Here is a 21,146-nt window from a genome sequence, read left to right as displayed (position 1 = left end):
TCCGGGCGAGCTGGACTTGGAAGCACTAACCGATGGGCGAGGGGTACGCATGACTGACACCGGCCAGGTCCCGGGCGAGGGACTGCCGGAGAACGCAGGCATGGTGGATCAGCCGGGCGTCCTCGCGCCAGGTGCCTACACCTTCCTCGACCCCTCCGAGAACCCCGCCGATGACGACGACCTGCTCCTGATGCCGGGCGCGCCGGGAGCACAGGGCGCGTGGGGCAACGAGGTACCGCCGCCGGCGCCGATGCCGTTCGTTCACGAGCCGGGTCTGCACGATCCGGGTCCGCATGAGCTCGGTCCGCAGGAACCGGGGCCGCACGAGACGGAGCTGCAGGAACCCGGGGCGTACGAGTCGGGGGCGCATGAGCCCGGTGCTCAGGAGTCGGCTCCGCAGGAGACGGGATCGGACGAACCCGGTCCGCACGAGACGGACGGGCGGGACAGCGGCTCGGTCGACCTCGGTGCGGTCCGCGTGCCGGACCCCGCGCCCGCCCCGCAGCCGACGCCGCCCCGTCGCCCGCTGCACCTCGGCCCGCCGACCCCGGACGGCTCCGCGAGCCCGGTGCGCTCACTCGCCGACCGCGGCCCCGCGGGTGCGCCGGTGAGCCCCGCTGCCGCCGCCCCGTTCACCGCCCCCGCAACTCCCGTACGGCACCCCGGTCCGCCGACGGCCGGGCCCGAGTACCTCGATGTTCCGCAGCTCTCCGAGATCCCGCCGCAGGGCGCGGTGCCGTGGGGGGTCCCGCAGCCGGGACCGGAGCAGGTGGCTGCAGAAACGGTCGTCCCGGAGGCGGTGCAGGAGCCGCAGCAGAGCGCGGAGGAGCCGCCGGTCCTGGAGCCCGCTCCGGTCCTTGCGGCCGAGCATGCCGCCCATGACCAGGCACAGGCGCAGGACGTGGCTGAAGCCGAGGTGATCGCGGTGGCCGCCCAGGAACCGCAGGCCGCCCAGCTCCCGGGGCTCGCTCCTGCTTCCCAGGAGCAGGACGCCCCTGGGGCCCAGGCGCTCGGGCACACTCCCGAGTCCCCGGGCGCCTTCGCCCTCCCGGCGGAGGAGGCCGCGCAGGCTCCCGAGCTCGCGCCCTCCTCGGACGGTCCGCTGGACCAGCAACTTCCGCAGGCCTTGGACGAGACCCCCTTCCTGGCCGCCTCGGAGGCCCCGGACGCATCGCACGCCCCCGAGTCGACGGAAGACGCCGAGCCCGCCGCCGAGGCGTACGCACCCGCGCACCTCGCCGTGGAGGCGCCGGCCCCGTCGGAGGGTGAGCACTTCGCGCCCGAGCCGAACGCCGTTGCCGAGCAGAACCTTGCACCCGAGCAGAACGCCGTGGTCGAGCCGAACCTCGTACCCGAGCCGAACCTCGCACCCCGTCCGAACTCGCGCAGAGCGCACGCGACCCCGCCGCAGATCACCGACCCGGCGCCTCAGTTCCCGGCGCAGGCAGCCCAGTTCGGGTCCCCCGGTGTCCACATCCCGGACCCCGCCGCCCAGTTCGCGGACACCCCCGACAGTTCCGACCACGCGCTGACCCAGCCCCAGCCGCAGGCGCACGTGCAGTTGGCCCCCGGATTCCCCGTGGACGCACACACCGCGTACGCCGACGTGGACGCCCCCGAACCGCTGCACGGCATCCCGGCAGGCGTCGGCGCCCACGCGCAGGCCTCGCACGCAGCCATGGGCCAGGCCCACGGCGAACACTTCCAGGCCGGCGCCGAACACTTCCCGGCCCACGGCGACGGAGCAGGCGCAGGCCCGTCCGACCTCCCGAACGCTCCTCACGACCCTCATGCGGACCACTCCCTCGGCCAGTTCGTGCCCGTCGAGGGCACCGTGCCGACGACCCCGCACCTCGCCCCGACCCCGCCGCACGCCATGACCGTGCCGCCCTTCCCCACGGAGGAGCAGCCCACGGTCGACGAGCCTGCGGAGCAGCCGATCCCGGTGGCGCCCGCCCACGTCCAGGAGACGGCCGACGCGCCCGCCGAGGAAACCTCGCAGACTCCCGCCGCCGAAACGGAGCCGGTCGTTCCCGTACCGGCACCCCGCGAGGCAGCGCCGGTGGAAGCCGAGGTCGAGGCCGAGCCAGCGCCCGAGGTCGACACAACCCCCGTACTGGAGCCCCTCCCGGCGGCCCCGGAGACCGTAGTCGCACAGCAAGCGGACGACCTGGACACCCAGGGCGCCGACCAGGAAGAGAGCACGGCCGCAGTGGAAGACGTACGAGAGTCCACCGGCCCGGCGGCACCCGGCTACGACGACGCGGAACGCGAGGCCGTCCTGCGCGTGATGCGCGAGCGCCGCGACATCCGCAACGGCTTCCGCAGCGACCCGATCCCGCACGACGTACTGCTCCGTGTCCTGGAGGCGGCCCACACGGCACCGTCCGTCGGCCACTCCCAGCCCTGGGACTTCGTCGTCATCCGTTCCGCCGACACCCGGCGTTCGATGCACGAACTCGCGGCCCGCCAGCGCGAGGCGTACGCGAAGTCGCTGCCCAAGGGCCGCGCGAAGCAGTTCAAGGAACTGAAGATCGAGGCCATCCTCGACACCCCGGTGAACATCGTCGTCACCGCCGACCCGACCCGTGGCGGCCGCCACACCCTGGGCCGCCACACGCAGCCGCAGATGGCCCCGTACTCCTCCGCGCTCGCGGTCGAGAACCTGTGGCTCGCGGCCCGCGCCGAGGGCCTCGGCGTCGGCTGGGTCAGCTTCTTCGACGAGCGAGAGATGGTCCGCGCGCTGGGTCTCCCCGAGCACCTGGAGGTCGTGGCGTACCTCTGCGTCGGCTACGTCGACGAGTTCCCGGACGAGCCCGAGCTGATGCAGGCGGGCTGGTCCAAGCGCCGCCCGCTGTCGTGGGTCGTCCACGAGGAGACGTACGGCCGTCGCGCGCTGCCCGGCGAGGAGCCGCACGACCTGCTCGCCGAGACGATCTCCAACATCCGTCCGCTGGACGCCAAGGCGCTCGGCGAGGCCTGGGAACGCCAGAAGCGGATGACCAAGCCCGCCGGTGCGCTCGGCATGCTGGAGATCATCTCCGCGCAGCTCTCGGGTCTGTCCCGGATGTGCCCGCCGCCGATCCCGGAGCCCGCCGCGGTCGCGATCTTCGCCGGCGACCACGGTGTGCACGCCCAGGGCGTCACCCACTGGCCGCAGGAGGTCACCGCCCAGATGGTGGCCAACTTCCTCGGCGGCGGCGCGGTCTGCAACGCCTTCGCCAACCAGGTGGGCGCCGAGGTCTGCGTCATCGACGTGGGCGTCGCCTCCGACCTCCCGGCCACCCCGGGCCTGCTGCCGCGCAAGATCCGCCTGGGCACCGCCGACATGACGACCGGCCCCGCGATGACCCGCGAGGAGGTCATCGCGGCCATCGAGGTGGGCATCGAGACGGCCCGGGACCTGGTGGCGGCAGGCAACAAGGCCCTGCTGACCGGCGAGATGGGTATCGCCAACACCACCGCGTCGGCGGCCCTCATCTCGGTCTTCACGGACACCGACCCGTCCGAGGTGACGGGCCGCGGCACCGGCATCAACGACGAGACGCTCGCCCGCAAGACCGAGGTCGTACGCCGCGCCATCGACCTCCACCAGCCCGACCCCGCCGACCCCATCGGCGTCCTCGCGGCCATCGGCGGTCTCGAACACGCGGCCATGGTCGGCCTCCTCCTCGGCGGCGCGTCCCTGCGTACGCCGGTCATCCTGGACGGCGTCAGCGCAGGCGCCGCAGCCCTCGTGGCCCGCGCCATCGCCCCCGAGGTCCTCGCCGCCTGCATCGCAGGCCACCGCAGCGCGGAGCCGGGCCACGTGGCCGCCCTGAACAAGCTGGGCCTGCGCCCCTTGGTCGACCTGGACCTCCGCCTGGGCGAGGGCACGGGCGCACTGCTGGCGCTGCCGGTGGTACAGAGCGCGGCGAGGGCGATGCACGAGGTGGCGACGTTCGATTCGGCAGGGGTAACCGAGAAGTAGCCTGCACGGCTGTGGGCAGGCGTTCCGCAGGGCGGAACGGGTGGGCACAGCCGTCCACCGGGCCGCACTGTCGGGGGTCCGGGGGCAGAGCCCCCGGTTTCGGGAAGGGGCGGGCTTGGGGAAAGAACCCCCACCCCACCCCGGCCACCCACACCCCCGCACCATAAAATCCGCACGTCAGGGGCCACCCAGGGCACGAAAGCCCCACCCCGTACGAGGAGCCGCACCGCCATGGCCGAACACCCCGCCTACCCCGTAGGCCTCCGCCTCACAGGCCGCCGCGTAGTAGTCCTCGGCGGCGGCCAGGTGGCCCAACGCCGCCTCCCGGCACTCATCGCGGCAGGCGCGGACATCCACCTCGTGTCACCGCAGGCCACCCCCTCCGTGGAAGCGATGGCCGACGCTGGCGAGATCACCTGGACGAGGCGCCCGTACGAGACCGGTGACCTGGCGAACACCTGGTACGCCCTGATCGCCACCAGCGACCACACGGCGAACGCCGAAGCCTCCGCCGAAGCGGAGCGCCACCGCGTCTGGTGCGTCCGCTCGGACGACGCCGACGCCGCGACGGCGTGGACCCCGGCCACGGGCCACAGCGAGGGCGTTACCGTGGCTGTCCTCACGACGGACGCCCGCGGCCGCGACCCCCGCCACACCGCCGCGATCCGTGACGCGGTGGTGGAGGGCCTGCGCGACGGCACCCTGGTGGCCCCCCACCACCGCACCCGCACCCCCGGCGTCGCCCTCGTCGGCGGCGGCCCCGGCGACCCGGACCTGATCACGGTCCGCGGCCGCCGCCTCCTCGCCGAGGCCGACGTGGTCATCGCCGACCGCCTCGGCCCCCGCGACCTGCTCGCCGAACTCCCGCCGCACGTCGAGGTGATCGACGCGGCGAAGATCCCGTACGGCCGTTTCATGGCCCAGGAGGCCATCAACAACGCGCTGATCGAGCACGCCAAGCAGGGCAAGTCCGTCGTACGGCTGAAGGGCGGCGACCCGTTCGTCTACGGCCGTGGCATGGAGGAGGTCCAGGCGCTCGCCGAGGCCGGCATCCCGTGCACGGTCGTCCCCGGCATCTCCAGCTCGATCTCGGTACCGGGCGCCGCGGGCATCCCGGTCACACACCGCGGCGTCGCCCACGAGTTCACGGTGGTGAGCGGCCATGTGGCCCCCGACGACGAGCGCTCACTCGTCGACTGGCAGTCCCTCGCCAAGCTGCGCGGCACGCTGGTCGTGCTCATGGGCGTCGACAAGATCGGCCGGATCGCCGAAACCCTGATCGCGCACGGAAAGCCGGCGGACACCCCGGTCGCCCTGGTCCAGGAGGGCACGACGGCGGCCCAGCGTCGCGTCGACGCGACCCTGGCCACGGTCGCCGAGGCCGTACGCACCGAGGACGTGAAGCCCCCGGCGGTCGTCGTCATCGGCGAGGTCGTGAACGTGGGCCCCGGGAACCCCAAGCAGTAACCCCCGGTAACGCAACCTCTTCCCAGCCGTTGGCACCGCACCCAGGACAAGGCAGTATCACCCTGTGGCCGATCTCATCACCGTTGAGGACCCCGCCGACCCGCGTCTGCGCGACTACACGGGCCTGACCGACGTGGAACTGCGCCGCAAGCGCGAACCCGCCGAGGGCCTGTTCATCGCCGAGGGCGAGAAGGTCATCAGACGGGCCAAGGACGCCGGGTACGAGATGCGCTCGATGCTGCTCTCGGCCAAGTGGGTCGACGTCATGCGCGATGTCATCGACGAACTCCCGGCCCCGGTGTACGCGGTCAGCCCCGAGCTCGCCGAACAGGTCACCGGCTACCACGTGCACCGCGGCGCGCTCGCCTCCATGCAGCGCAAGCCGTTGCCGACGGCGGACGAACTCCTGCAGTCCACCCGCCGCGTGGTCGTCATGGAGTCGGTCAACGACCACACCAACATCGGCGCGATCTTCCGCTCCGCGGCGGCGCTCGGCATGGACGCGGTCCTGCTCTCCCCGGACTGCGCCGACCCGCTCTACCGCCGCAGCGTGAAGGTCTCCATGGGCGCCGTCTTCGCCGTCCCGTACGCCCGGCTCGACTCCTGGCCCAAGGGCCTGGAGTCGGTCCGCGAGGCCGGTTTCAACCTCCTCGCACTCACCCCCGACGAGAAGGCGAAGTCCCTCGACGAGGCGGCCCCGCACCGCATGGACCGCGTCGCGCTGATGCTCGGCGCGGAGGGCGACGGCCTGTCCACCAAGGCCCTGATGGCCGCGGACGAATGGGTCCGCATCCCGATGGCCCACGGCGTCGACTCGCTCAACGTGGGCGCGGCGGCCTCGGTCGCCTTCTACGCGGTGGCGACGGGCCGCCCGCAGCCCTAGTACTCCTGCTGGAGTCAGCCCCAGTACCGCTCGGCCATCGGATCCCCGCGAAGGGGCTAGTAGGACTGCTCCTGATGTACGGCCTGGCGTACGCCACCGTCGTCCTCGAGACTCCGCGCCGGCCCCTGACACCCCTGCGCCGCCGCGATCCCCAGCGCCACCAGCAGCGTCACCACGACGAACACGAAGAGCCGCTGACGCAGCAGCCGCGGGTTGGCGGGCCGCCGGCCGGTACCGGTGGTCCGGGGCCCTGGCCGCCCCGTGCCGCTGCGGGGCGCGGGCCTGCTGCCGGAGCGGCCGGTGTTCCGCGGGGGAGCGGGGCGCGCCCCCGACCGTGCGCCGCCGCCGTTCGTCCCGCCCGTACGCGGCGGGGGAGTGCCCTGCGGACGCCGCTGGGTGCGCTGCTCGGTGTACCGCTCCGTGTACTGCTCGGCAAGCCGCCCCGTCGGCCGGTCGGGATCGGAGCGCGGCGCGGGCGGGCGGACCTCGGCCAGCCCCTGTGCCTCGCGGGCGGCGATCTCCTTGAGCCGCAGCGACAGTTGGAGCGTGCTGGGCCGCTCCTCCGGGTCCTTCGCGAGGCAAGCCCGCACGAGGGGTGCCAGCGCGTCCGGAACGCCGTGCAGTTGGGCTTCCTCGTGCACCACCCGGTAGAGCATCACTTCGGAACTGCCGTGCCCGAAGGGGGAGTCCTGGGTCGCCGCGTACGCGAGGGTGGCGCCCAGCGCGAACACGTCGGTGGCCGGAGTGACGGCGGCCCCGCGCACCTGCTCGGGCGCGAGGAAACCCGGCGACCCGACAGCCGTACCGACATGCGTGAGCGTGCTCGCCCCCGTCGCCCAGGCGATCCCGAAGTCGATGATCCGCGGCCCCTTCGGGGACAGCAGGATGTTGGAGGGCTTGAGATCCCGGTGTACGACACCGGCCTCGTGCACCGCGACGAGCCCCTCGGAGAGGGCGGCACCGACGGCGGCCACATCGGCGGCGGTCAGCGGCCCTTCCTCAGTGACCTTGTCGTGCAGGGAGGGCCCGGGAACGTACTGCGTGGCGAACCACGGCCGGTCCGCCTCCAGATCCGCCGCGACAAGCCGCGCCGTGCACCCGCCGCGAATCCGCCGCGCCGCCGAGACCTCGCGCGCGAACCGCGACCGGAACTCCTGATCCTCCGCCAGATCCGGCCGGATCACCTTCAGCGCGACCCGCTGCCCACGCCGGTCGGAGCCCAGGTAGACCACGCCCATACCACCCGCGCCGAGCCGTCTGTGAAGCCTGAACGAGCCGACGACACGCGGGTCCTCGCGCCTCAGGCGCATCATCGCCATGTCCATCCCCGCTGCCCGGTCCGTTTGACGAGCCACAGCTTACGTTTACGCGGCCGGTGGCGCGCAGAGGCCGCGCCCTCTCGGCCCGATCGATTGTCAGTGCCGGGTGGGAAACTTGAAAGGTGGTCAGGGAGCGTGTGAACAGTGCGGCTTTGGGCCGGCTGTGATCCCAACCATCCGTCGCAGAAGGGGGATTGAACCCGTGAAGGGTGACCGAGTGGAGATAGTCGTGGACGCCGGGGACACGACACGTACGTACGAGGTGGTGGCCAGCAGGGCGGGCCGCAGGGTGGAGACGGCGGTACGCCGAGGTGTCGTAGAAGTGAGCGAAGTCACCCGAAGCGGATCAGTGGTCCGCACCGCCCGCTTCATGGCGACCCGGGTCCTGGCGCTGGTGGAGCAGCCGGTACCCAGGGAGGACAGCTCGGAACAGTCGGGATAGCCGGGAAAGACCGGGCACCCCCTCCGGGAAGACCCTGAGACCTAGGACCTCGTCTCCACCCAGGGGAGTACTCCGCAGGTCATCGGTCATCCTCCGGGAGGCCCGCCAATCGGTACGAGGGCATGACGACCCATCGGCGCCGCGCACCTAGATTTGAGGTCAAGCGGCGGGTGCAGCACTCGTCCCCCGAGGTCAGACACCCGCCGCTGCCAACCACAACCGAAGCTCGGTCAGGAGAGGGACCATGGCCCACACGGCACCGCGGACGGCGATCCGCACGCAAGGACGCAAGGCATACGCCGCGGCGTTCGGCACCCGCCGCCAGGGTCAGCGCCACCCATTGGTGGCGACAGCAATGGTCCTCCCCCTGGCGGCCCTGCTCGTAGTCGTCTTCGGCGGCTGGGAAGCAGTGGTCACACAAGCGTCGTCCGTGGGCGTGATGCTGGGGCGCTGAGCGGCGCCCCAGGCCCGGAAGAGCGGTCCGGGCGGGGACATCCGGCCATGAAACCCCGTGGGGACGGGGGTGCGGCGGACGGCAAAAAATGCCCGCGCAGCTGGGGAGCTGCGCGGGCGTTTTTGTGCCGTCTTTTGCGCCTAAACCGGCGCCGCTCTCGCGGACCAAATTGCTCGCCGTTGTGGTTCCTCAATTGATGGTGGCGGTCAGAGCGGTTTGATGGCTGCGTAGGCTCACCGGGAACCGAACCTAGGGGGAGTCGTGACCGCAGATGTGCTGACCGCGCTGACCGCCAAGGTGCGGGGCGCGGCCCACGCGGAGCGTGCCTGCGCTCACCCCGACACAGTCCTCGCCGACCGGAAGGACGGCACCGTAGTCCGGCACGGCGACACCGTCGCGAAGGCGCACGGACCCGGTACGGACCCGGCGGAGCTCTCCCGTCGCTTGTCGGTCGCCGCGCACCCCGCCCTCACCGGTACCCTCCTCGCCCCGCTGCGCCCGGACCCCGTCGACCTCCACGGCCGCCTCGTGACCTTCTGGCCGTACGGCAGCCCCGTCGACCCGGAGAATCCCGCGGCGGCCCCCTGGGAGGCCGCCGCGACCCTGCTGGCCCGCCTGCACCTGGCACCCGCGCCGGACGGGCTGCCGCCCATGAGAGGCCCTGCCAAGGCGGCTCGTGCGATCGGCCGGCTCCGGGCGGCGGGCTCGCACCCGGCCGCCGACCCGGTGCTGCGCGCCTGGGCCGCCCTCCCGGCCTGGGCGCGCGCGGAAGCCCCCATGCCGGACACGACAACCCTCTGCCACGGCGACCTCCACCTCGGCCAGCTCGTACGCCACCCCGCGACGACCGGCCGCTGGCTCCTCATCGACGTCGACGACCTGGGCGTGGGCGTCCCGGCCTGGGACCTGGCCCGCCCGGCCGCCTGGTACGCCTGCGGCCTGCTCCCGCCCGACGACTGGACCCGCTTCCTGACCGCCTACCGGCACGCGGGCGGCCCGGCCGTCCCCGCCCACGGCGACCCCTGGCCCGCCCTGGACGTCGCGGCCCGCGCCCTCACCGTGCAGACCGGCGCCCTGGCGATCGCCAAGTCCGCTGCGGCGGGCCGCCCGTTGGACGAGGTGGAGCAGGCCGTGATCGACGCCTGCGACCGAATGAGCGGCGCCCCGCCCGAGTTGGCGCACGATTTCGCCAAGTAGGGTGCAACCGACCGAAGCCGGGCAGAGTCTGTCCTGGCGGAAGCAGTACCGACGGCGAGGAGTTGAGCCGAGCATGCAGTGTCCGAAGTGCCATGCGCCGATGCACACGTACAACCGCAATGGCGTCCAGATCGAGCAGTGCAGCGGCTGCCGCGGGATATTTCTCGACTACGGCGAGCTGGAATCACTGACCCGCATGGAGGGCCAGTGGTCGCAGCCCGCGCCGCCGCCCCCGGCCGGCCCGCAGGGATATCCGGCCACGCCCGCGCCCGCCTGGGGTGCCCCGCAGCACGGCGGTCACGGAGGCCACGGCGGTCACTACGGCGGCCACCGTCAGAAGAGCTTCGGCCGCATGCTCTTCTCGTCCTGAGACGACGAAGCCCCCGACCGTACGAGACGGCCGGGGGCTTCGGCTGGTGCGCGATACTGGGATTGAACCAGTGACCTCTTCCGTGTCAGGGAAGCGCTCTCCCGCTGAGCTAATCGCGCAGGTCACGCGGCCTGAGCCACGCTTACTGCTGGTGCTGCGTGCGCGATACTGGGATTGAACCAGTGACCTCTTCCGTGTCAGGGAAGCGCTCTCCCGCTGAGCTAATCGCGCGGGGATCCTTACGGACCGAGTCCTTGCGGACCAGTGGACGATACTGGGATTGAACCAGTGACCTCTTCCGTGTCAGGGAAGCGCTCTCCCGCTGAGCTAATCGTCCTTGGAGGTGGAGACGGGATTTGAACCCGTGTAGACGGCTTTGCAGGCCGTTGCCTCGCCTCTCGGCCACTCCACCAGGAGTGCGGGGGTTCGGGAAGATCCCCCACTTCCTGCGAGCGGACGACCAGGTTCGAACTGGCGACCTCAACCTTGGCAAGGTTGCGCTCTACCAACTGAGCTACGTCCGCTTGTCGTTTCCGTTCGGCTCACGCGTCCCGGCGACGTGTTGAACTCTAGCGGATTCCGGGGCCAGCACAAAAACGCGTTTGTGCAGCGTGCTGCGGTACGTCCACTCCAAGGACACGGTCGGGGCACCCGCAGGTCACCCGCCCTAGACTCGACTGCGTGCTCGACCTCCCTCCTCTCGCCCGCTTCGGTGGACTCGTCGCGACCGGTCTCCTCGATGTGACCTGCGACCCATCCGCCCTGGACTCCACCGGTTTCTGGGCCGTGTCCGCAGACTTCGAGGGACGTCTCGTCTGCGCCCGCTTCCGGGATGTACGCAAGGAACCCGTGCCCGCACCGGTCCCCGGGCAGTGGCGGGGTCCCGCAGTCGGTGACTGGAAGTCGTCGCTCGACCGCGCCGCGTACACCGAGGGCGTCCGCCGTATCCGCGCGCACATAGCAGCCGGTGAGGTCTATCAGGCCAACCTCTGCCGCGTCCTGTCCGCGCCCATCACTCCCGGCGCCGACGTGGACGCACTCACCGCCCTCCTCGCCCGCGGCAACCCGGCACCGTACGCCGGAACGATCCGCCTCCCCGGCCACGGCGTCGACATAGCCACCGCGTCCCCCGAACTCTTCCTGCGCCGCGACGGCCGGACCGTCGAATCGGGCCCGATCAAGGGCACCGGGCGCACCGAGGCCGACCTCCTGGACAAGGACTACGCCGAGAACGTGATGATCGTGGACCTGGTCCGCAACGACCTCGGCAAGGTCTGTGCCACCGGCAGTGTGACCGTCCCCGACCTGTGCGCCGTCGAGAAGCATCCCGGCCTGGTCCACCTCGTCTCCACCGTCCACGGCGAACTCCGCGACGGCGCGGGCTGGCCCGAGCTGCTCTCCGCCGCCTTCCCGCCCGGCTCCGTCACCGGCGCCCCCAAGTCCAGCGCCCTGCGCATCATCGACGCCCTGGAGACGGCACCCCGCGGCCCGTACTGCGGAGGCATCGGCTGGGTCGACGCCGACCACCGCACCGCGGAACTCGCTGTCGGTATCCGCACCTTCTGGATCGACCGGGCGGAAGGGCTGCTGCGGTTCGGCACAGGCGCGGGCATCACCTGGGGCTCCGACCCCGACGGGGAGTGGCGGGAGACCGAGCTGAAGGCCGCCAGGCTCCTCGCGGTAGCGTCAGGGGTGTACGAGGCAGGTGGGGGACCCTGACGTGCAGCGTCCACCCTGGGGACGCCGCATCCGACAACGGCTCCGCCGCGGGCCGGACCCCCGGCCGGACCATCACGTCGAACGACGGACCGGCACTTACGCGCGAGGTGAAATTCAGTGAAGCTCTGGCTCGACGGCGGGCTGCAGGACATCGAGGCCGCCCGCGTCTCCGTCTTCGATCACGGACTGACCGTGGGCGACGGCATCTTCGAGACCGTGAAGGCGGTCGACGGGAAGCCGTTCGCGCTGACCCGCCACCTCGACCGGCTGGCCCGCTCGGCGCGCGGTCTCGGGCTGCCCGAGCCCGACCTCGACGAGGTGCGCCGCGCCGGCGCCGCCGTCCTGGAAGCCAACCCGATGCCGCTCGGCCGGCTGCGGATCACGTACACCGGCGGCCACGGCCCGCTCGGCTCCGACCGCGGTGAACACGGCCCGACCCTGGTCGTCGCCCTCGGTGCGTCCGGTCGGCGTCCCGACACCACCGCCGTGATCACCGTCCCCTGGACCCGCAACGAGCGCGGCGCCCTGACGGGCCTCAAGACCACCTCGTACGCCGAGAACGTCGTCGCCCTGGCCCGCGCGCGCGAACACGGCGCGTCCGAGGCGCTGTTCGCCAACACGGTGGGCCGGCTGTGCGAGGGCACGGGGTCCAACGTCTTCGTCGTCCTAGACGGTGAGATCCACACCCCGCCGGTCGCCTCCGGCTGCCTCGCCGGCATCACCCGCGCGCTCGCCGTCGAGTGGACCGGCGCCAAGGAGACCGACCTGCCGCTGGACGTCCTGGAGACCGCTGAGGAGGTCTTCCTGACCTCCACGCTGCGGGATGTGCAAGCCGTCCATCGGGTCGACTCCCGCGAACTCCCGGGCGCGCCGGGCCCGGTGACCGCCAAGGCGATGCGGGTCTTCGACGAGCGGGCCGGGAACGACCTCGATCCGTAAAAGCGGAATTAATTCGGCTGACCTGGGACTCCGCAGCGGGTAGAACACCTTTGATGACCACCACCCTGCGGCCGACCGAGCCGATCCAGCACGCCGACGACGGGACGCGTTCGCGCCGCTACCAAGTGTGTGTGAACAGCCGTCCGGTGGGCGAGATACACCTCGCGACGCATCCCGTCTTCGGGCCGTCCGTCGCCCAGATCAGCCGGCTGCGCATCGAGGAGCCGGACCGGCGGCGGGGCCGAGGCACAGTGGCCGCGCTCGCCGCCGAGGAGGTGGCGCGCGGCTGGGGCTGTGAGCGGATCGAGACGGCGGTTCCCGCGGACGCCGAGGCCGGGCTCCGGCTCACCAAGGCGCTCGGGTACGTCACCCGCAACCGCAGCATGGAGAAGGTACTCGGTGAGACCCCGCCCGAACTGCCCGCAGGGAGCCGTGGCCGCCCCATGACGCAGGCCGAGTACCAGGCCTGGGACCGGGAGAGCAGGGAGGGCTACGCGCAGTCGTGGATCAGCCGTGGAGTGCCAGAGGCGGAGGCGTACGCCAAGTCGCAGCGGGACCACGATCATTTGCTGCCACAAGGGCTCGCCACCGAGAACGTGCTCCTCAGCGTCCTGGAACACGAAGGCAGCCGAGTCGGGGATCTTTGGCTGGGAGAGCGCGACGGAAGCGCCTTCGTCTACAACGTCGAGGCTCACGCGGCGCATCGTGGCAAAGGGCATGGCCGTACGCTCATGCTCCTTGCCGAGGCCCAGGCGGTGGCCGCCGGGAGGAGCCGCATCGCCCTCAACGTCTTCGCGGGCAACACGCCGGCCGAGCGGCTGTACGAGTCGCTCGGCTACGAGGCGACGATGTACTACCTCTACAAGAGCCTGCTGTAGTACGCGGCGGTGAACGGCAGTACGAGGCCCGCTGCGGGAGTCAGGCCTCCTGCCCGGCCAGCAGCCGGTCCGCGATCTCCTCGATGCGCTCGCGCAGGCCTTCCTGGCTCTTGCCGCCGTCGAGGAGTTCACCGCCGATGACGTACGTCGGGATGCCGGTCACGCCGATGGCCTTGCCCTCGGCCTGGTCGGCGTCGACGATCAGGATGTGCCGGCCGTCGATCAGGGCCGTGTCGAACTCCTCGGCGTCCAGACCGAGTTCACTGGCGACCTCGATCAGGACGGGCTCTCCCCGACGGTCCAGTTCCTCGACGCGGCCGAGCACCGCCTCGATGTAGGGCCATGCCTGCCCCTGCTCCGCCGCCTCCTCCGCGGCCTGCGCCGCGGCGAAGGCGTGCTTGTGCTTCTCCAGCGGGAAATGCCGCAGCCGCACCTCCAGACGGTCGCCGTAGCGGGCGCGCAGCGCGCGCAGGTCGTCGAGGGCGCTGAGGCAGTCGGGGCACTGAAGTGCGCACCAGACGTCCAGGACGGCAGCCGGACGTGCGGATGAGGAGTCGTTCATGGACACCAGTCTCCCAGCCCAGGCGCGGGCGACCCAACCGGGACCGAGGGTGTACGCCGTCTCCGCGGGCCGACCGGGACCTGGGGAGGACGCCGACCCCGATTTGTCCCTGAGGTCCGCCCAGGGCATGGCATACCGGGCGTCGGGCGGTGCAGGATGGAAGGGACGAACCGACCCTGCCCGACCAAGCCCTGCCTGGAGGACCGGATGATTGCCGAGACCGTCTGTTCCGCCGTATCCGCGGCAGGCCTGGGCATTGCCGCCGTCACGGCCTACCGCAAGCGCTTCCTCGCGGCCGCGCGCATCGCCGCCTACTCACTCGTGCCGGTGGGCCTGGTGATGACCGGGGTCGTCGGCTGGCTGGCCGACACCGCGTTCAGTCCGACCGCGTGGGCGGGCTTCGTCGTGCTCGGCGGTGCCTGGCTGCTGTTCATGACCACGAGGGCCGTGGAGCGGCGCGGCGGCGGGACCCGCAAGGAACGCAAGGCGGCACGGGCCGCACAGAGTGAGGCGGTGGCCCCCGCGGCGTCGGCGCCCTCACTGGGCCCGGCCGTCCGCCCTGCCGCCCGGCCGGCGGCGGCACCTCGTGCCACCGGCTCCGGGGACGACTTCAGCGACATCGAGGCCATCCTGAAGAAGCACGGCATATGACCGGGATATGACCGACTGAAACGACACAGAGACCTCACGGAGCGCGCGTAACCGGTCACGTTCGAGCGTCGTCGTCACGGGATCCGGCGAACTCCCGTATTTTCCGGGCGTGTTGATCGCCGAAGAGGTGTCCGCTGCGTCATCATCGCCCGCGAGATGCTGGACACAACACAGAGCGACACCGCCGCCCCGCCTCAGGAGCGGCGTGGTTGTCTCTTCGCGCTCTCCCAGCCACCGCTGATGATCTTCCTAGCGGTGATCGGCTGTCTCCTGCTCATGGCTTCGCTGCACGACCTGCTGCTGCTCTGAGCCGTACACGGAGCCCCTGGCGCCACCCGCTGAGGGCTCCGTCAATCCGCCGCCCCCTGCGCCGGGCCGAAGGGCCACGCCCGCGTGTCCCCGCCGACGACGCCGACGACTCTCGCGATGCGTGGAGGGCTGCTACGTCCGTCAGCCCGCCGCTTCCTTGCGGCGTGCGCGGTACGCGGCCACGTGGAGGCGGTTTCCGCAGGTGCGGCTGTCGCAGTAGCGGCGGGACCGGTTGCGGGACAGGTCGACGAAGGCGCGCCGGCAGTCGGGGGCCTCGCAGCGGCGGAGCCTCTCCTGCTCCCCGGCCACCACGAAAAAGGCCAGCGCCATCCCGCAGTCGGCGGCGAGGTGGTCGGCGACCGAGGCGCCCGGCGCGAAGTAGTGCACGTGCCAGTCGTAGCCGTCGTGATCGGTGAGCCGGGGCGTGGTGCCCGCGGTGGCGACCAACTCGTTGATCAGAGCGGCGGCGACCCGCGGATCGCCGGCGGCGAAGATCCCGGCGAACTTGCCGCGAACCTTGTGCACGGCCGCGAGATCGTACTCGGACAGCACACCGACATCGCTGATCTCGTGCTTTCGTACGAAATCGGCGAGGGAGGCGACATCCGCGAGCCCGTCGTCCGTCGTGTGGTCCTCCGGCGCGGTGTTCACCAGATCCACCACGGCGTCGAGGGCACACCGGGTGTCGTGGGTGATCAGCACGTTCAGCTCCCTGGCCTGGGGGTCGGGCGGGCGCCCGCCCGATGCTGGCCGATGGTAGTGGCTTCGCGGCGCGGGGGAGCGGGGCCTGCCTGCCGGGGCGAGGCCACAGGCGGCCTGGGCAGCCATGGCGGCACCCGGGCGCGCACCGGCGCCGCCCCCGCGGAAGCCCGCGGCGACGGCGCCGGTGTACGCCCTATGCGGTTGTCTGAGCCCGAGCCGTCTCCCCGAGTGGACGGCGCCGGGCGGCTCTCAGGTGTCTCGTCAGCTCTCGGCCAGGATGTGTGAGAGCTCCGTGTCGAGATCGAAGTGCCGGTGTTCCGTGCCTGGGGGCACGGCGGCGTCCGTTCGCTTCAGGAACGACTCCAGGGCCCGCGCTGGGGCCTCGAGCAGGGCTTCGCCCTCCGGGGAGCTCAGGGCGATGCATACGACGCCCTGGCCGTGGCTCCGGGACGGCCAGACTCGGACGTCGCCGGTACCGGTGGGCCGGTGCAGGCCCTCAGCCAGGAGGTCGCGGGCGAACACCCACTCGACGGTTTCCTCGGCTCCGGTGTGGAAGGTGGCGTGCACGGCGTAGGGATCGGCCGTGTCATACCGCAGTCCTGCGGGAACAGGCAGTGAGGACTCGCTCGACACAACGAGGCGCAGGTGCAGCTCGCAGCTGACCGTGGTGTTCATAAGCGCCAGGGCCTTTCGCTCAGTGTGCGCTCGGGGATTCGCACGTCGGCGAAATCGACATGCCACCTACGGTGCCGTTGTAAACCCCTCTGAGTGTTTTGCGTGCCTTTACGTAACTCATCCGGCCGAGAGCTCGTTCGCCGGATAGGACCATTCCGGTGACTGGTTTCTCTCGGGTAGGGTTTGGCCGTATGAATACGGGGAGTGACGAGCCGGGCGAGATCGCCACGGCTGATGACGGAACGAAGGCTGAGCGAGCGCTCGGTTCGCGGGCGCCGCATTTCATCAAGGCACGTCGCGCGCTGCACCTGCCCTGGCAGGTGGGCGTTTTCATCGTGGGTCTCGCGGTGGTCGGCGCGGGCGTGGTCATGCTTCCGCTGCCGGGGCCCGGCTGGCTGGTGATCTTCGGCGGCATGGCGATCTGGGCGACCGAGTTCGTCTGGGCGCAGCTCGTGCTCCGCTGGACGAAGCGCAAGGTCACCGAGGCGACGCAGCGCGCTCTCGACCCCGAGGTGCGGCGACGCAACATCATCCTCACGACGATCGGGCTTGTGATCATCGTGGGCCTCGGTGCCGTCTACGTCTGGAAGTTCGGCTTCGAGATGCCCTGGAACATCAAGGAGTGACGGTGTTCTCCCGGGGCCTGTGATGGCGCCTCGGCAGGTCGGAGCCACCCCCTGACATGGGGTAATGTTCTCCCTGCGCCCGGGCGATTAGCTCAGCGGGAGAGCGCTTCGTTCACACCGAAGAGGTCACTGGTTCGATCCCAGTATCGCCCACCACCGCGTTAGGCGGCCCAGCTCCACGGAAGACGTGGACCGGGTCGCCTTCGTCGTTTCTGCCCGGCTGAGCGGCCGTGGTGTCGCCTGTCGGCGCGAGGGGCGGTGGCGGGGAGGGAGCCCCGGGATCGGCGTCGGCCGCGATATGTGAAGGGGTGCGCCTTGCCGCCCCTGGTCTCGGTAGCCGCGGGGGTGCCGAGGGCTGTAGCCGGCCGTCCCGCACGTCGGCCGGCAGTTGCCCGACACCGCGTGCCACTCCACGGTCGTACCGGCCTCTGATCAGCCCACACCGACCCCCGAATCGCGTGGTCCTCCCCGGTCAACCCGCCGCGGCCGAACCGCCCCCGGGCCCAGCCGGGCCCGGCCCCTGCCGCACCAAGCAACTCACCCCCCACCACCCTCACGCTCCGTTCCGCCGGCCCTTCCGACCGACTCCCAACCCCCGTCTGTTTTCAGCCCCACCGGCAACTCGCCCGATCCCTCGAATCCCGTTCGGCGGGTCGGCCCCACCCGCCCGACCTGCACACTCGAAGGCGTCGGTCGCAGCCGGCCTCTGGTTCGCGCCGCCGCGCGGGCGGACCGCCTCACATCAATTCCTGTCCGAATCATTGACGCGCCCGAAAGCCCTCCGTACCTTGTGCCAGCAAGCGCTTACTTGAAACGATTCATGCGGCAGGCGGCAACGACGTCGCGGGGAGGCTCGACTGTGGGAAACAACGGGAGTGTTGAGAGGCGTACGGTCCTCAAGGCGGCCGGAGCTTCGCTGGCCACGCTGGGACTGGCGGCGGCGACGGGGTGCGGTGGGGGGAGTGGTTCCGGGGACGGGACGGTCACGATCCGCTATGCCTGGTGGGGTGCCGACGAGCGGGCGAAGCGGATCAACCAGTCCATCGCGCTCTTCGAGAAGAAGTACCCGAAGATCAAGGTGAAGACGGACTTCCAGGACTACGTGGCCTTTTGGGAGAAGTTCCAGACCCAGGCCGCGGGTGGAAATCCGCCGGACGTATTCCAGAACGCCGTGGGATTTCTGCGGAAGTACGACAAGAGAAGCGTGCTGCTCGACCTCAAGCCCCAAGTGGAAGCGGGCAATTTGAGCCTGGAGAACTTCCGCGCCGGCGTCGAAAAGGTCGGTGAGGTCGACGGAAAGATTCTCGGGGTACCCGTCGGATCCAACACCATGTCACTTGTCATCGACGAGAAGGTATTTGAGAAGGCCGGCATCAAGGCCGAACAGGGCTGGACGTGGGACGAGTATTTCGCCGCCCTCAAGAAGATCCATGACACGCAGAAGGTGGCGGGTGACACCGGCTACTTCGGGATCATGTATCTCTACGACCTCTACCTCCGGCAGAACGGGAAGGCCTTCTTCACCGAGGACGGACTCGGCTTCGACGAGGCCGATCTGACGGAGTGGTGGACGGACGCGTACAACCGGGTCAAGGCCGGGATCATCACCGACCCGAAGAGGGTCGAGCAGGACAAGCCGAAGTCCTCGCTCTCGGCCGCGCACGGCGCCTCCGAGTTCACCTGGGACAACTTCACGGTGCGTTACACCGCGGAGGGCGACAGCACGTACGGTCTCGCGCCGATTCCCACGACCGACGGCAAGCAGACCGGCCAGTACCTCGCCTCGCTCATGCTGAGTGCCTCCGCGCGCACCCAGCACCCCAAGGAAGTCGCCCAGTTCATCAATTTCATGGTCCACGACCCCGAGGTCGGCAAGATCATGGGTTACGACCGCGGCATCCTCGCCACCACCGAGCAGTTCGAGGCGTTCACACCGGCCGACGCCCCCAGCAAGGCGATCGCGCAGTACGAGCAGGATGTCGCCGCGGCCGGAGTCCTCGGCACCATCACCCCGCACCCGGCCGGTGCGGACACCGCGGAGACGGCCTTCCTGCGTATCGCCGGTGACATGTCGCAGGGCACGACCAAGGTCGCCGACGCGGTGAAGCAGTTCTTCTCCGAGGCGAAGACCGCCCTCGCCGCCTGATGGGAACCGCAGTGACGCTCGTCAAGGACTCTCCGCCCGACGCCCCGGAGATACGCCCCGCGGCCCCCGCCGACCGAAAGCGGCGGGGGCGCCGGGAGAATCTCGCCGGCTATCTCTTCATGTCGCCCTGGATCGCGGGCTTCCTGCTGCTGACCGCGGGGCCGATGGCCGCCTCGTTCTACTTCGCGTTCACCGATTACAACCTCTTCAATTCACCGCAGTGGATCGGCTTCGACAACTTCACCAAGATGTTCGAGGATCCCCGGTGGCAGAAGTCGGTCGAGGTGACGGCGAAGTACGTCGTCATCGGCACGCCGCTGAAGCTGCTCCTTGCGCTGGGCGTCGCCCTGCTGCTCGCGCAGAGCAGGCGCGGGCAGGCCTTCTACCGGGCCGCCTTCTACGCCCCGTCACTGATCGGAGCGAGCGTCTCCGTCGGCTTCGTGTGGCGCGCCCTCTTCTCGGACGACGCCATCGTGGACCGTACGCAGTCGTTCTTCGGCTTCCACACGGGCGGCTGGGTCGGCGACCCGGACTGGGTGCTCTACAGCCTGGTCGCGCTCACCGTGTGGCAGTTCGGCGCGCCCATGGTGATCTTTCTGGCAGGGCTCAAGCAGGTGCCGAGGGAGCTGTACGAGGCTGCCGAGGTGGACGGCGCCGGGCCGCTGCGGCGGTTCTGGAACATCACGCTGCCGATGATTTCGCCGGTGCTCTTCTTCAACGTGCTCCTGGAGACCATCCACTCCTTCCAGATCTTCGGTTCGGCGTACGTCGTCTCCAACGCCACCTGCGGACCGGCCGACGCCACGCTCGTCTACACCTGCTACCTGTACCAGAAGGGCTTCAAGGAGTCCCAGATGGGCTTCGCGTCCGCCATGGCCTGGATGCTGCTGCTCGCCGTGGCGCTGGTGACGGCCGTCCTCTTCTGGTCGCAGAAACGTTGGGTGCACTACGAGGAGGACGCCCGATGAGCACCACCCTGCGCAAGCCCGTGGAACTCGGCGGCCGCAAGCGCTCCGGCTCGCTCGCCTGGCACCTCGGCGCTCTGGCCGTCCTCGCCGTCGTCCTCTACCCCGTCATCTGGGTCCTCGGCGCCTCGTTCAAGCCCAGCCGCGAGATCATCGGCAGCCTCGACCTGTTCCCGACCAGCCCCATCCTCGGGAACTTCAAGGGCCTTGCCGACGGCATCGCGGACATCTCGATAGCCACCTTCTTCCAGAACTCCCTCTTCTACGCGCTCGGTTCCGTCGTCGGCATCGTCATCTCCTGCTCGCTGACGGCGTACGCCTTCGCCAAGATCAGGTTCGCGGGGCGCAACCTGATGTTCTCGGTCATGATCGGCACGCTCCTGCTGCCGTACCACGTGCTGCTCATTCCGCAGTACGTGATGTTCCAGAAGATGGAGCTGATCAACACCTATGTGCCGCTGCTGATCGGCAAGTACCTGGCCACCGAGGCGTTCTTCGTCTTCCTGATGGTGCAGTTCATGCGGAACCTGCCGCGCGAGCTGGACGAGGCGGCCCGGCTCGACGGGTGCGGGCATCTGCGGATCTACTGGTCGATCGTGCTGCCGCTGTGCCGGCCCGCGCTCATCACCAGCGCGATCTTCACGTTCATCAACGCCTGGAACGACTTCATGGGCCCGCTGATCTACCTCAACGAACCCAGCAAGTACACCGTCTCGCTGGGCATGATGATGTTCCGCGACCAGGAGGGCGTCGCCAACTACGGCGGCATGATCGCGATGTCGCTGGTCGCGCTGCTGCCCGTGCTGCTGTTCTTCCTCGCCTTCCAGCGGTACCTCATCGACGGCATGGCGACCTCGGGACTGAAGGGCTGA

20 protein-coding genes and 6 tRNA genes are annotated in these 21,146 nt (G+C 70.5%); 17 read left to right on the top strand and 9 right to left on the bottom strand.

The genetic code is table 11. From position 1 onward, the window contains the following. The first annotated feature begins 49 nt into the window (after positions 1-49). The 3 genes from cobT to OG219_RS09545 all read left to right on the top strand — a co-directional run bounded on the left by cobT (position 50) and on the right by OG219_RS09545 (position 6,320). Positions 50-3,970: a nicotinate-nucleotide--dimethylbenzimidazole phosphoribosyltransferase gene (cobT, locus tag OG219_RS09555; RefSeq protein WP_266824874.1), complete on the top strand. Its 3,921-nt coding sequence runs from the start codon at positions 50-52 to the stop codon at positions 3,968-3,970. A gap of 231 nt (positions 3,971-4,201) precedes the next feature. After that, entirely contained in the window at positions 4,202-5,437 is a 1,236-nt protein-coding gene (cobA, locus tag OG219_RS09550) for a uroporphyrinogen-III C-methyltransferase (protein WP_266824871.1), read from the top strand. A gap of 64 nt (positions 5,438-5,501) precedes the next feature. Then, positions 5,502-6,320, top strand: coding sequence for an RNA methyltransferase (locus OG219_RS09545; protein ID WP_266824869.1), 819 nt, complete (start codon positions 5,502-5,504; stop codon positions 6,318-6,320). Positions 6,321-6,376: 56 nt separating this feature from the next. On the opposite strand, the gene OG219_RS09540 is transcribed toward OG219_RS09545, so the two are convergent. Then, positions 6,377-7,645, bottom strand: a complete 1,269-nt coding sequence (locus OG219_RS09540) for a serine/threonine-protein kinase (protein ID WP_266836044.1) — start codon at positions 7,643-7,645, stop codon at positions 6,377-6,379. Positions 7,646-7,841: 196 nt separating this feature from the next. Here OG219_RS09540 and OG219_RS09535 point away from each other — a divergent pair, with 196 nt between their 5' ends. The 4 genes from OG219_RS09535 to OG219_RS09520 all read left to right on the top strand — a co-directional run bounded on the left by OG219_RS09535 (position 7,842) and on the right by OG219_RS09520 (position 10,102). Then, positions 7,842-8,081 carry a hypothetical protein gene (locus OG219_RS09535; RefSeq protein ID WP_266824867.1) on the top strand — a complete coding sequence of 80 codons (240 nt, stop codon included), beginning with the start codon at positions 7,842-7,844 and terminating at the stop codon, positions 8,079-8,081. A gap of 244 nt (positions 8,082-8,325) precedes the next feature. After that, the gene (locus tag OG219_RS09530; protein ID WP_266467415.1) at positions 8,326-8,535 is read left to right on the top strand and encodes a hypothetical protein; all 210 of its coding nucleotides are present in this window, start codon (positions 8,326-8,328) and stop codon (positions 8,533-8,535) included. A 261-nt stretch (positions 8,536-8,796) separates the two neighbouring features. Next, positions 8,797-9,732 carry a phosphotransferase family protein gene (locus OG219_RS09525; RefSeq protein ID WP_266824865.1) on the top strand — a complete coding sequence of 312 codons (936 nt, stop codon included), beginning with the start codon at positions 8,797-8,799 and terminating at the stop codon, positions 9,730-9,732. A 73-nt stretch (positions 9,733-9,805) separates the two neighbouring features. Continuing rightward, positions 9,806-10,102, top strand: a complete 297-nt coding sequence (locus OG219_RS09520) for a zf-TFIIB domain-containing protein (protein ID WP_266824863.1) — start codon at positions 9,806-9,808, stop codon at positions 10,100-10,102. Between the two features lie 44 nt (positions 10,103-10,146). Here OG219_RS09520 and OG219_RS09515 read toward each other — a convergent pair. From OG219_RS09515 to OG219_RS09495, 5 genes are all read right to left on the bottom strand, one after another. After that, a tRNA-Val gene (locus OG219_RS09515) sits at positions 10,147-10,221 on the bottom strand. Between the two features lie 40 nt (positions 10,222-10,261). Further along, a tRNA-Val gene (locus OG219_RS09510) sits at positions 10,262-10,333 on the bottom strand. 34 nt (positions 10,334-10,367) lie between these two features. Next, positions 10,368-10,439, bottom strand: a tRNA-Val gene (locus tag OG219_RS09505). Position 10,440: 1 nt separating this feature from the next. After that, a tRNA-Cys gene (locus OG219_RS09500) sits at positions 10,441-10,514 on the bottom strand. Between the two features lie 39 nt (positions 10,515-10,553). After that, positions 10,554-10,626 (bottom strand) — tRNA-Gly (locus OG219_RS09495). A gap of 157 nt (positions 10,627-10,783) precedes the next feature. On the opposite strand from OG219_RS09495, the gene OG219_RS09490 reads away from it, so the two are divergent. The 3 genes from OG219_RS09490 to OG219_RS09480 all read left to right on the top strand — a co-directional run bounded on the left by OG219_RS09490 (position 10,784) and on the right by OG219_RS09480 (position 13,638). Beyond that, the gene (locus OG219_RS09490) at positions 10,784-11,821 is read left to right on the top strand and encodes a chorismate-binding protein (RefSeq protein WP_266824861.1); all 1,038 of its coding nucleotides are present in this window, start codon (positions 10,784-10,786) and stop codon (positions 11,819-11,821) included. A gap of 117 nt (positions 11,822-11,938) precedes the next feature. Continuing rightward, complete coding sequence (locus OG219_RS09485; protein WP_266824859.1) at positions 11,939-12,760, top strand: aminotransferase class IV; 822 nt, start codon at positions 11,939-11,941, stop codon at positions 12,758-12,760. A gap of 53 nt (positions 12,761-12,813) precedes the next feature. Beyond that, positions 12,814-13,638, top strand: coding sequence for a GNAT family N-acetyltransferase (locus tag OG219_RS09480; protein WP_266824857.1), 825 nt, complete (start codon positions 12,814-12,816; stop codon positions 13,636-13,638). A 40-nt stretch (positions 13,639-13,678) separates the two neighbouring features. Here the strand turns inward: OG219_RS09480 and OG219_RS09475 are convergent, their stop codons facing one another. Next, a complete protein-coding gene (locus OG219_RS09475; protein WP_266824855.1) occupies positions 13,679-14,200 on the bottom strand; it encodes a DsbA family protein in 522 nt (173 codons plus the stop codon). A 207-nt stretch (positions 14,201-14,407) separates the two neighbouring features. On the opposite strand from OG219_RS09475, the gene OG219_RS09470 reads away from it, so the two are divergent. Further along, positions 14,408-14,851, top strand: coding sequence for a hypothetical protein (locus OG219_RS09470; protein ID WP_266824853.1), 444 nt, complete (start codon positions 14,408-14,410; stop codon positions 14,849-14,851). Between the two features lie 156 nt (positions 14,852-15,007). Further along, positions 15,008-15,160 carry a hypothetical protein gene (locus OG219_RS09465; RefSeq protein WP_266824851.1) on the top strand — a complete coding sequence of 51 codons (153 nt, stop codon included), beginning with the start codon at positions 15,008-15,010 and terminating at the stop codon, positions 15,158-15,160. Positions 15,161-15,301: 141 nt separating this feature from the next. On the opposite strand, the gene OG219_RS09460 is transcribed toward OG219_RS09465, so the two are convergent. Together OG219_RS09460 and OG219_RS09455 are read right to left on the bottom strand one after the other, a co-directional pair. Further along, the gene (locus OG219_RS09460; RefSeq protein ID WP_266824849.1) at positions 15,302-15,862 is read right to left on the bottom strand and encodes a CGNR zinc finger domain-containing protein; all 561 of its coding nucleotides are present in this window, start codon (positions 15,860-15,862) and stop codon (positions 15,302-15,304) included. A gap of 261 nt (positions 15,863-16,123) precedes the next feature. Beyond that, a complete protein-coding gene (locus OG219_RS09455) occupies positions 16,124-16,537 on the bottom strand; it encodes an SsgA family sporulation/cell division regulator (RefSeq protein ID WP_003959770.1) in 414 nt (137 codons plus the stop codon). 191 nt (positions 16,538-16,728) lie between these two features. On the opposite strand from OG219_RS09455, the gene OG219_RS09450 reads away from it, so the two are divergent. The 5 genes from OG219_RS09450 to OG219_RS09430 all read left to right on the top strand — a co-directional run bounded on the left by OG219_RS09450 (position 16,729) and on the right by OG219_RS09430 (position 21,146). Continuing rightward, on the top strand, positions 16,729-17,163 hold the full coding sequence (locus tag OG219_RS09450) for a TIGR02611 family protein (protein WP_266824847.1): 435 nt from the start codon (positions 16,729-16,731) through the stop codon (positions 17,161-17,163). Between the two features lie 81 nt (positions 17,164-17,244). Next, positions 17,245-17,319: transfer RNA gene (locus OG219_RS09445), tRNA-Val, on the top strand. A 703-nt stretch (positions 17,320-18,022) separates the two neighbouring features. Next, on the top strand, positions 18,023-19,309 hold the full coding sequence (locus OG219_RS09440; protein ID WP_266824845.1) for an ABC transporter substrate-binding protein: 1,287 nt from the start codon (positions 18,023-18,025) through the stop codon (positions 19,307-19,309). An 11-nt stretch (positions 19,310-19,320) separates the two neighbouring features. Then, positions 19,321-20,277 (top strand): carbohydrate ABC transporter permease, encoded by a 957-nt coding sequence (locus tag OG219_RS09435; RefSeq protein WP_266824843.1) that lies wholly within the window; start codon positions 19,321-19,323, stop codon positions 20,275-20,277. Continuing rightward, positions 20,274-21,146 carry a carbohydrate ABC transporter permease gene (locus OG219_RS09430; protein ID WP_266824841.1) on the top strand — a complete coding sequence of 291 codons (873 nt, stop codon included), beginning with the start codon at positions 20,274-20,276 and terminating at the stop codon, positions 21,144-21,146. The genes OG219_RS09435 and OG219_RS09430 overlap by 4 nt, the downstream gene beginning before the upstream one ends.

The organism is Streptomyces sp. NBC_00038 (assembly GCF_026343635.1).
Lineage (GTDB): Bacteria > Actinomycetota > Actinomycetes > Streptomycetales > Streptomycetaceae > Streptomyces.
Note: the sequence above shows the minus strand (reverse complement) of the source record. Positions and strands in the feature narration are given on the sequence as shown.

Excerpts from the sequence above, each read along its gene's own strand:
- OG219_RS09450 (WP_266824847.1), top strand. The coding sequence starts at position 16,729 with ATGAATACGGGGAGTGACGAGCCGGGCGAGATCGCCACGGCTGATGAC.
- OG219_RS09465 (WP_266824851.1), top strand. The coding sequence starts at position 15,008 with ATGCTGGACACAACACAGAGCGACACCGCCGCCCCGCCTCAGGAGCGG.
- OG219_RS09530 (WP_266467415.1), top strand. The coding sequence starts at position 8,326 with ATGGCCCACACGGCACCGCGGACGGCGATCCGCACGCAAGGACGCAAG.
- OG219_RS09520 (WP_266824863.1), top strand. The coding sequence starts at position 9,806 with ATGCAGTGTCCGAAGTGCCATGCGCCGATGCACACGTACAACCGCAAT.
- OG219_RS09430 (WP_266824841.1), top strand. The coding sequence starts at position 20,274 with ATGAGCACCACCCTGCGCAAGCCCGTGGAACTCGGCGGCCGCAAGCGC.
- OG219_RS09540 (WP_266836044.1), bottom strand. The coding sequence starts at position 7,645 with ATGGACATGGCGATGATGCGCCTGAGGCGCGAGGACCCGCGTGTCGTC.
- OG219_RS09455 (WP_003959770.1), bottom strand. The coding sequence starts at position 16,537 with ATGAACACCACGGTCAGCTGCGAGCTGCACCTGCGCCTCGTTGTGTCG.
- cobT (WP_266824874.1), top strand. The coding sequence starts at position 50 with ATGACTGACACCGGCCAGGTCCCGGGCGAGGGACTGCCGGAGAACGCA.
- OG219_RS09475 (WP_266824855.1), bottom strand. The coding sequence starts at position 14,200 with ATGAACGACTCCTCATCCGCACGTCCGGCTGCCGTCCTGGACGTCTGG.
- cobA (WP_266824871.1), top strand. The coding sequence starts at position 4,202 with ATGGCCGAACACCCCGCCTACCCCGTAGGCCTCCGCCTCACAGGCCGC.
- OG219_RS09470 (WP_266824853.1), top strand. The coding sequence starts at position 14,408 with ATGATTGCCGAGACCGTCTGTTCCGCCGTATCCGCGGCAGGCCTGGGC.
- OG219_RS09480 (WP_266824857.1), top strand. The coding sequence starts at position 12,814 with ATGACCACCACCCTGCGGCCGACCGAGCCGATCCAGCACGCCGACGAC.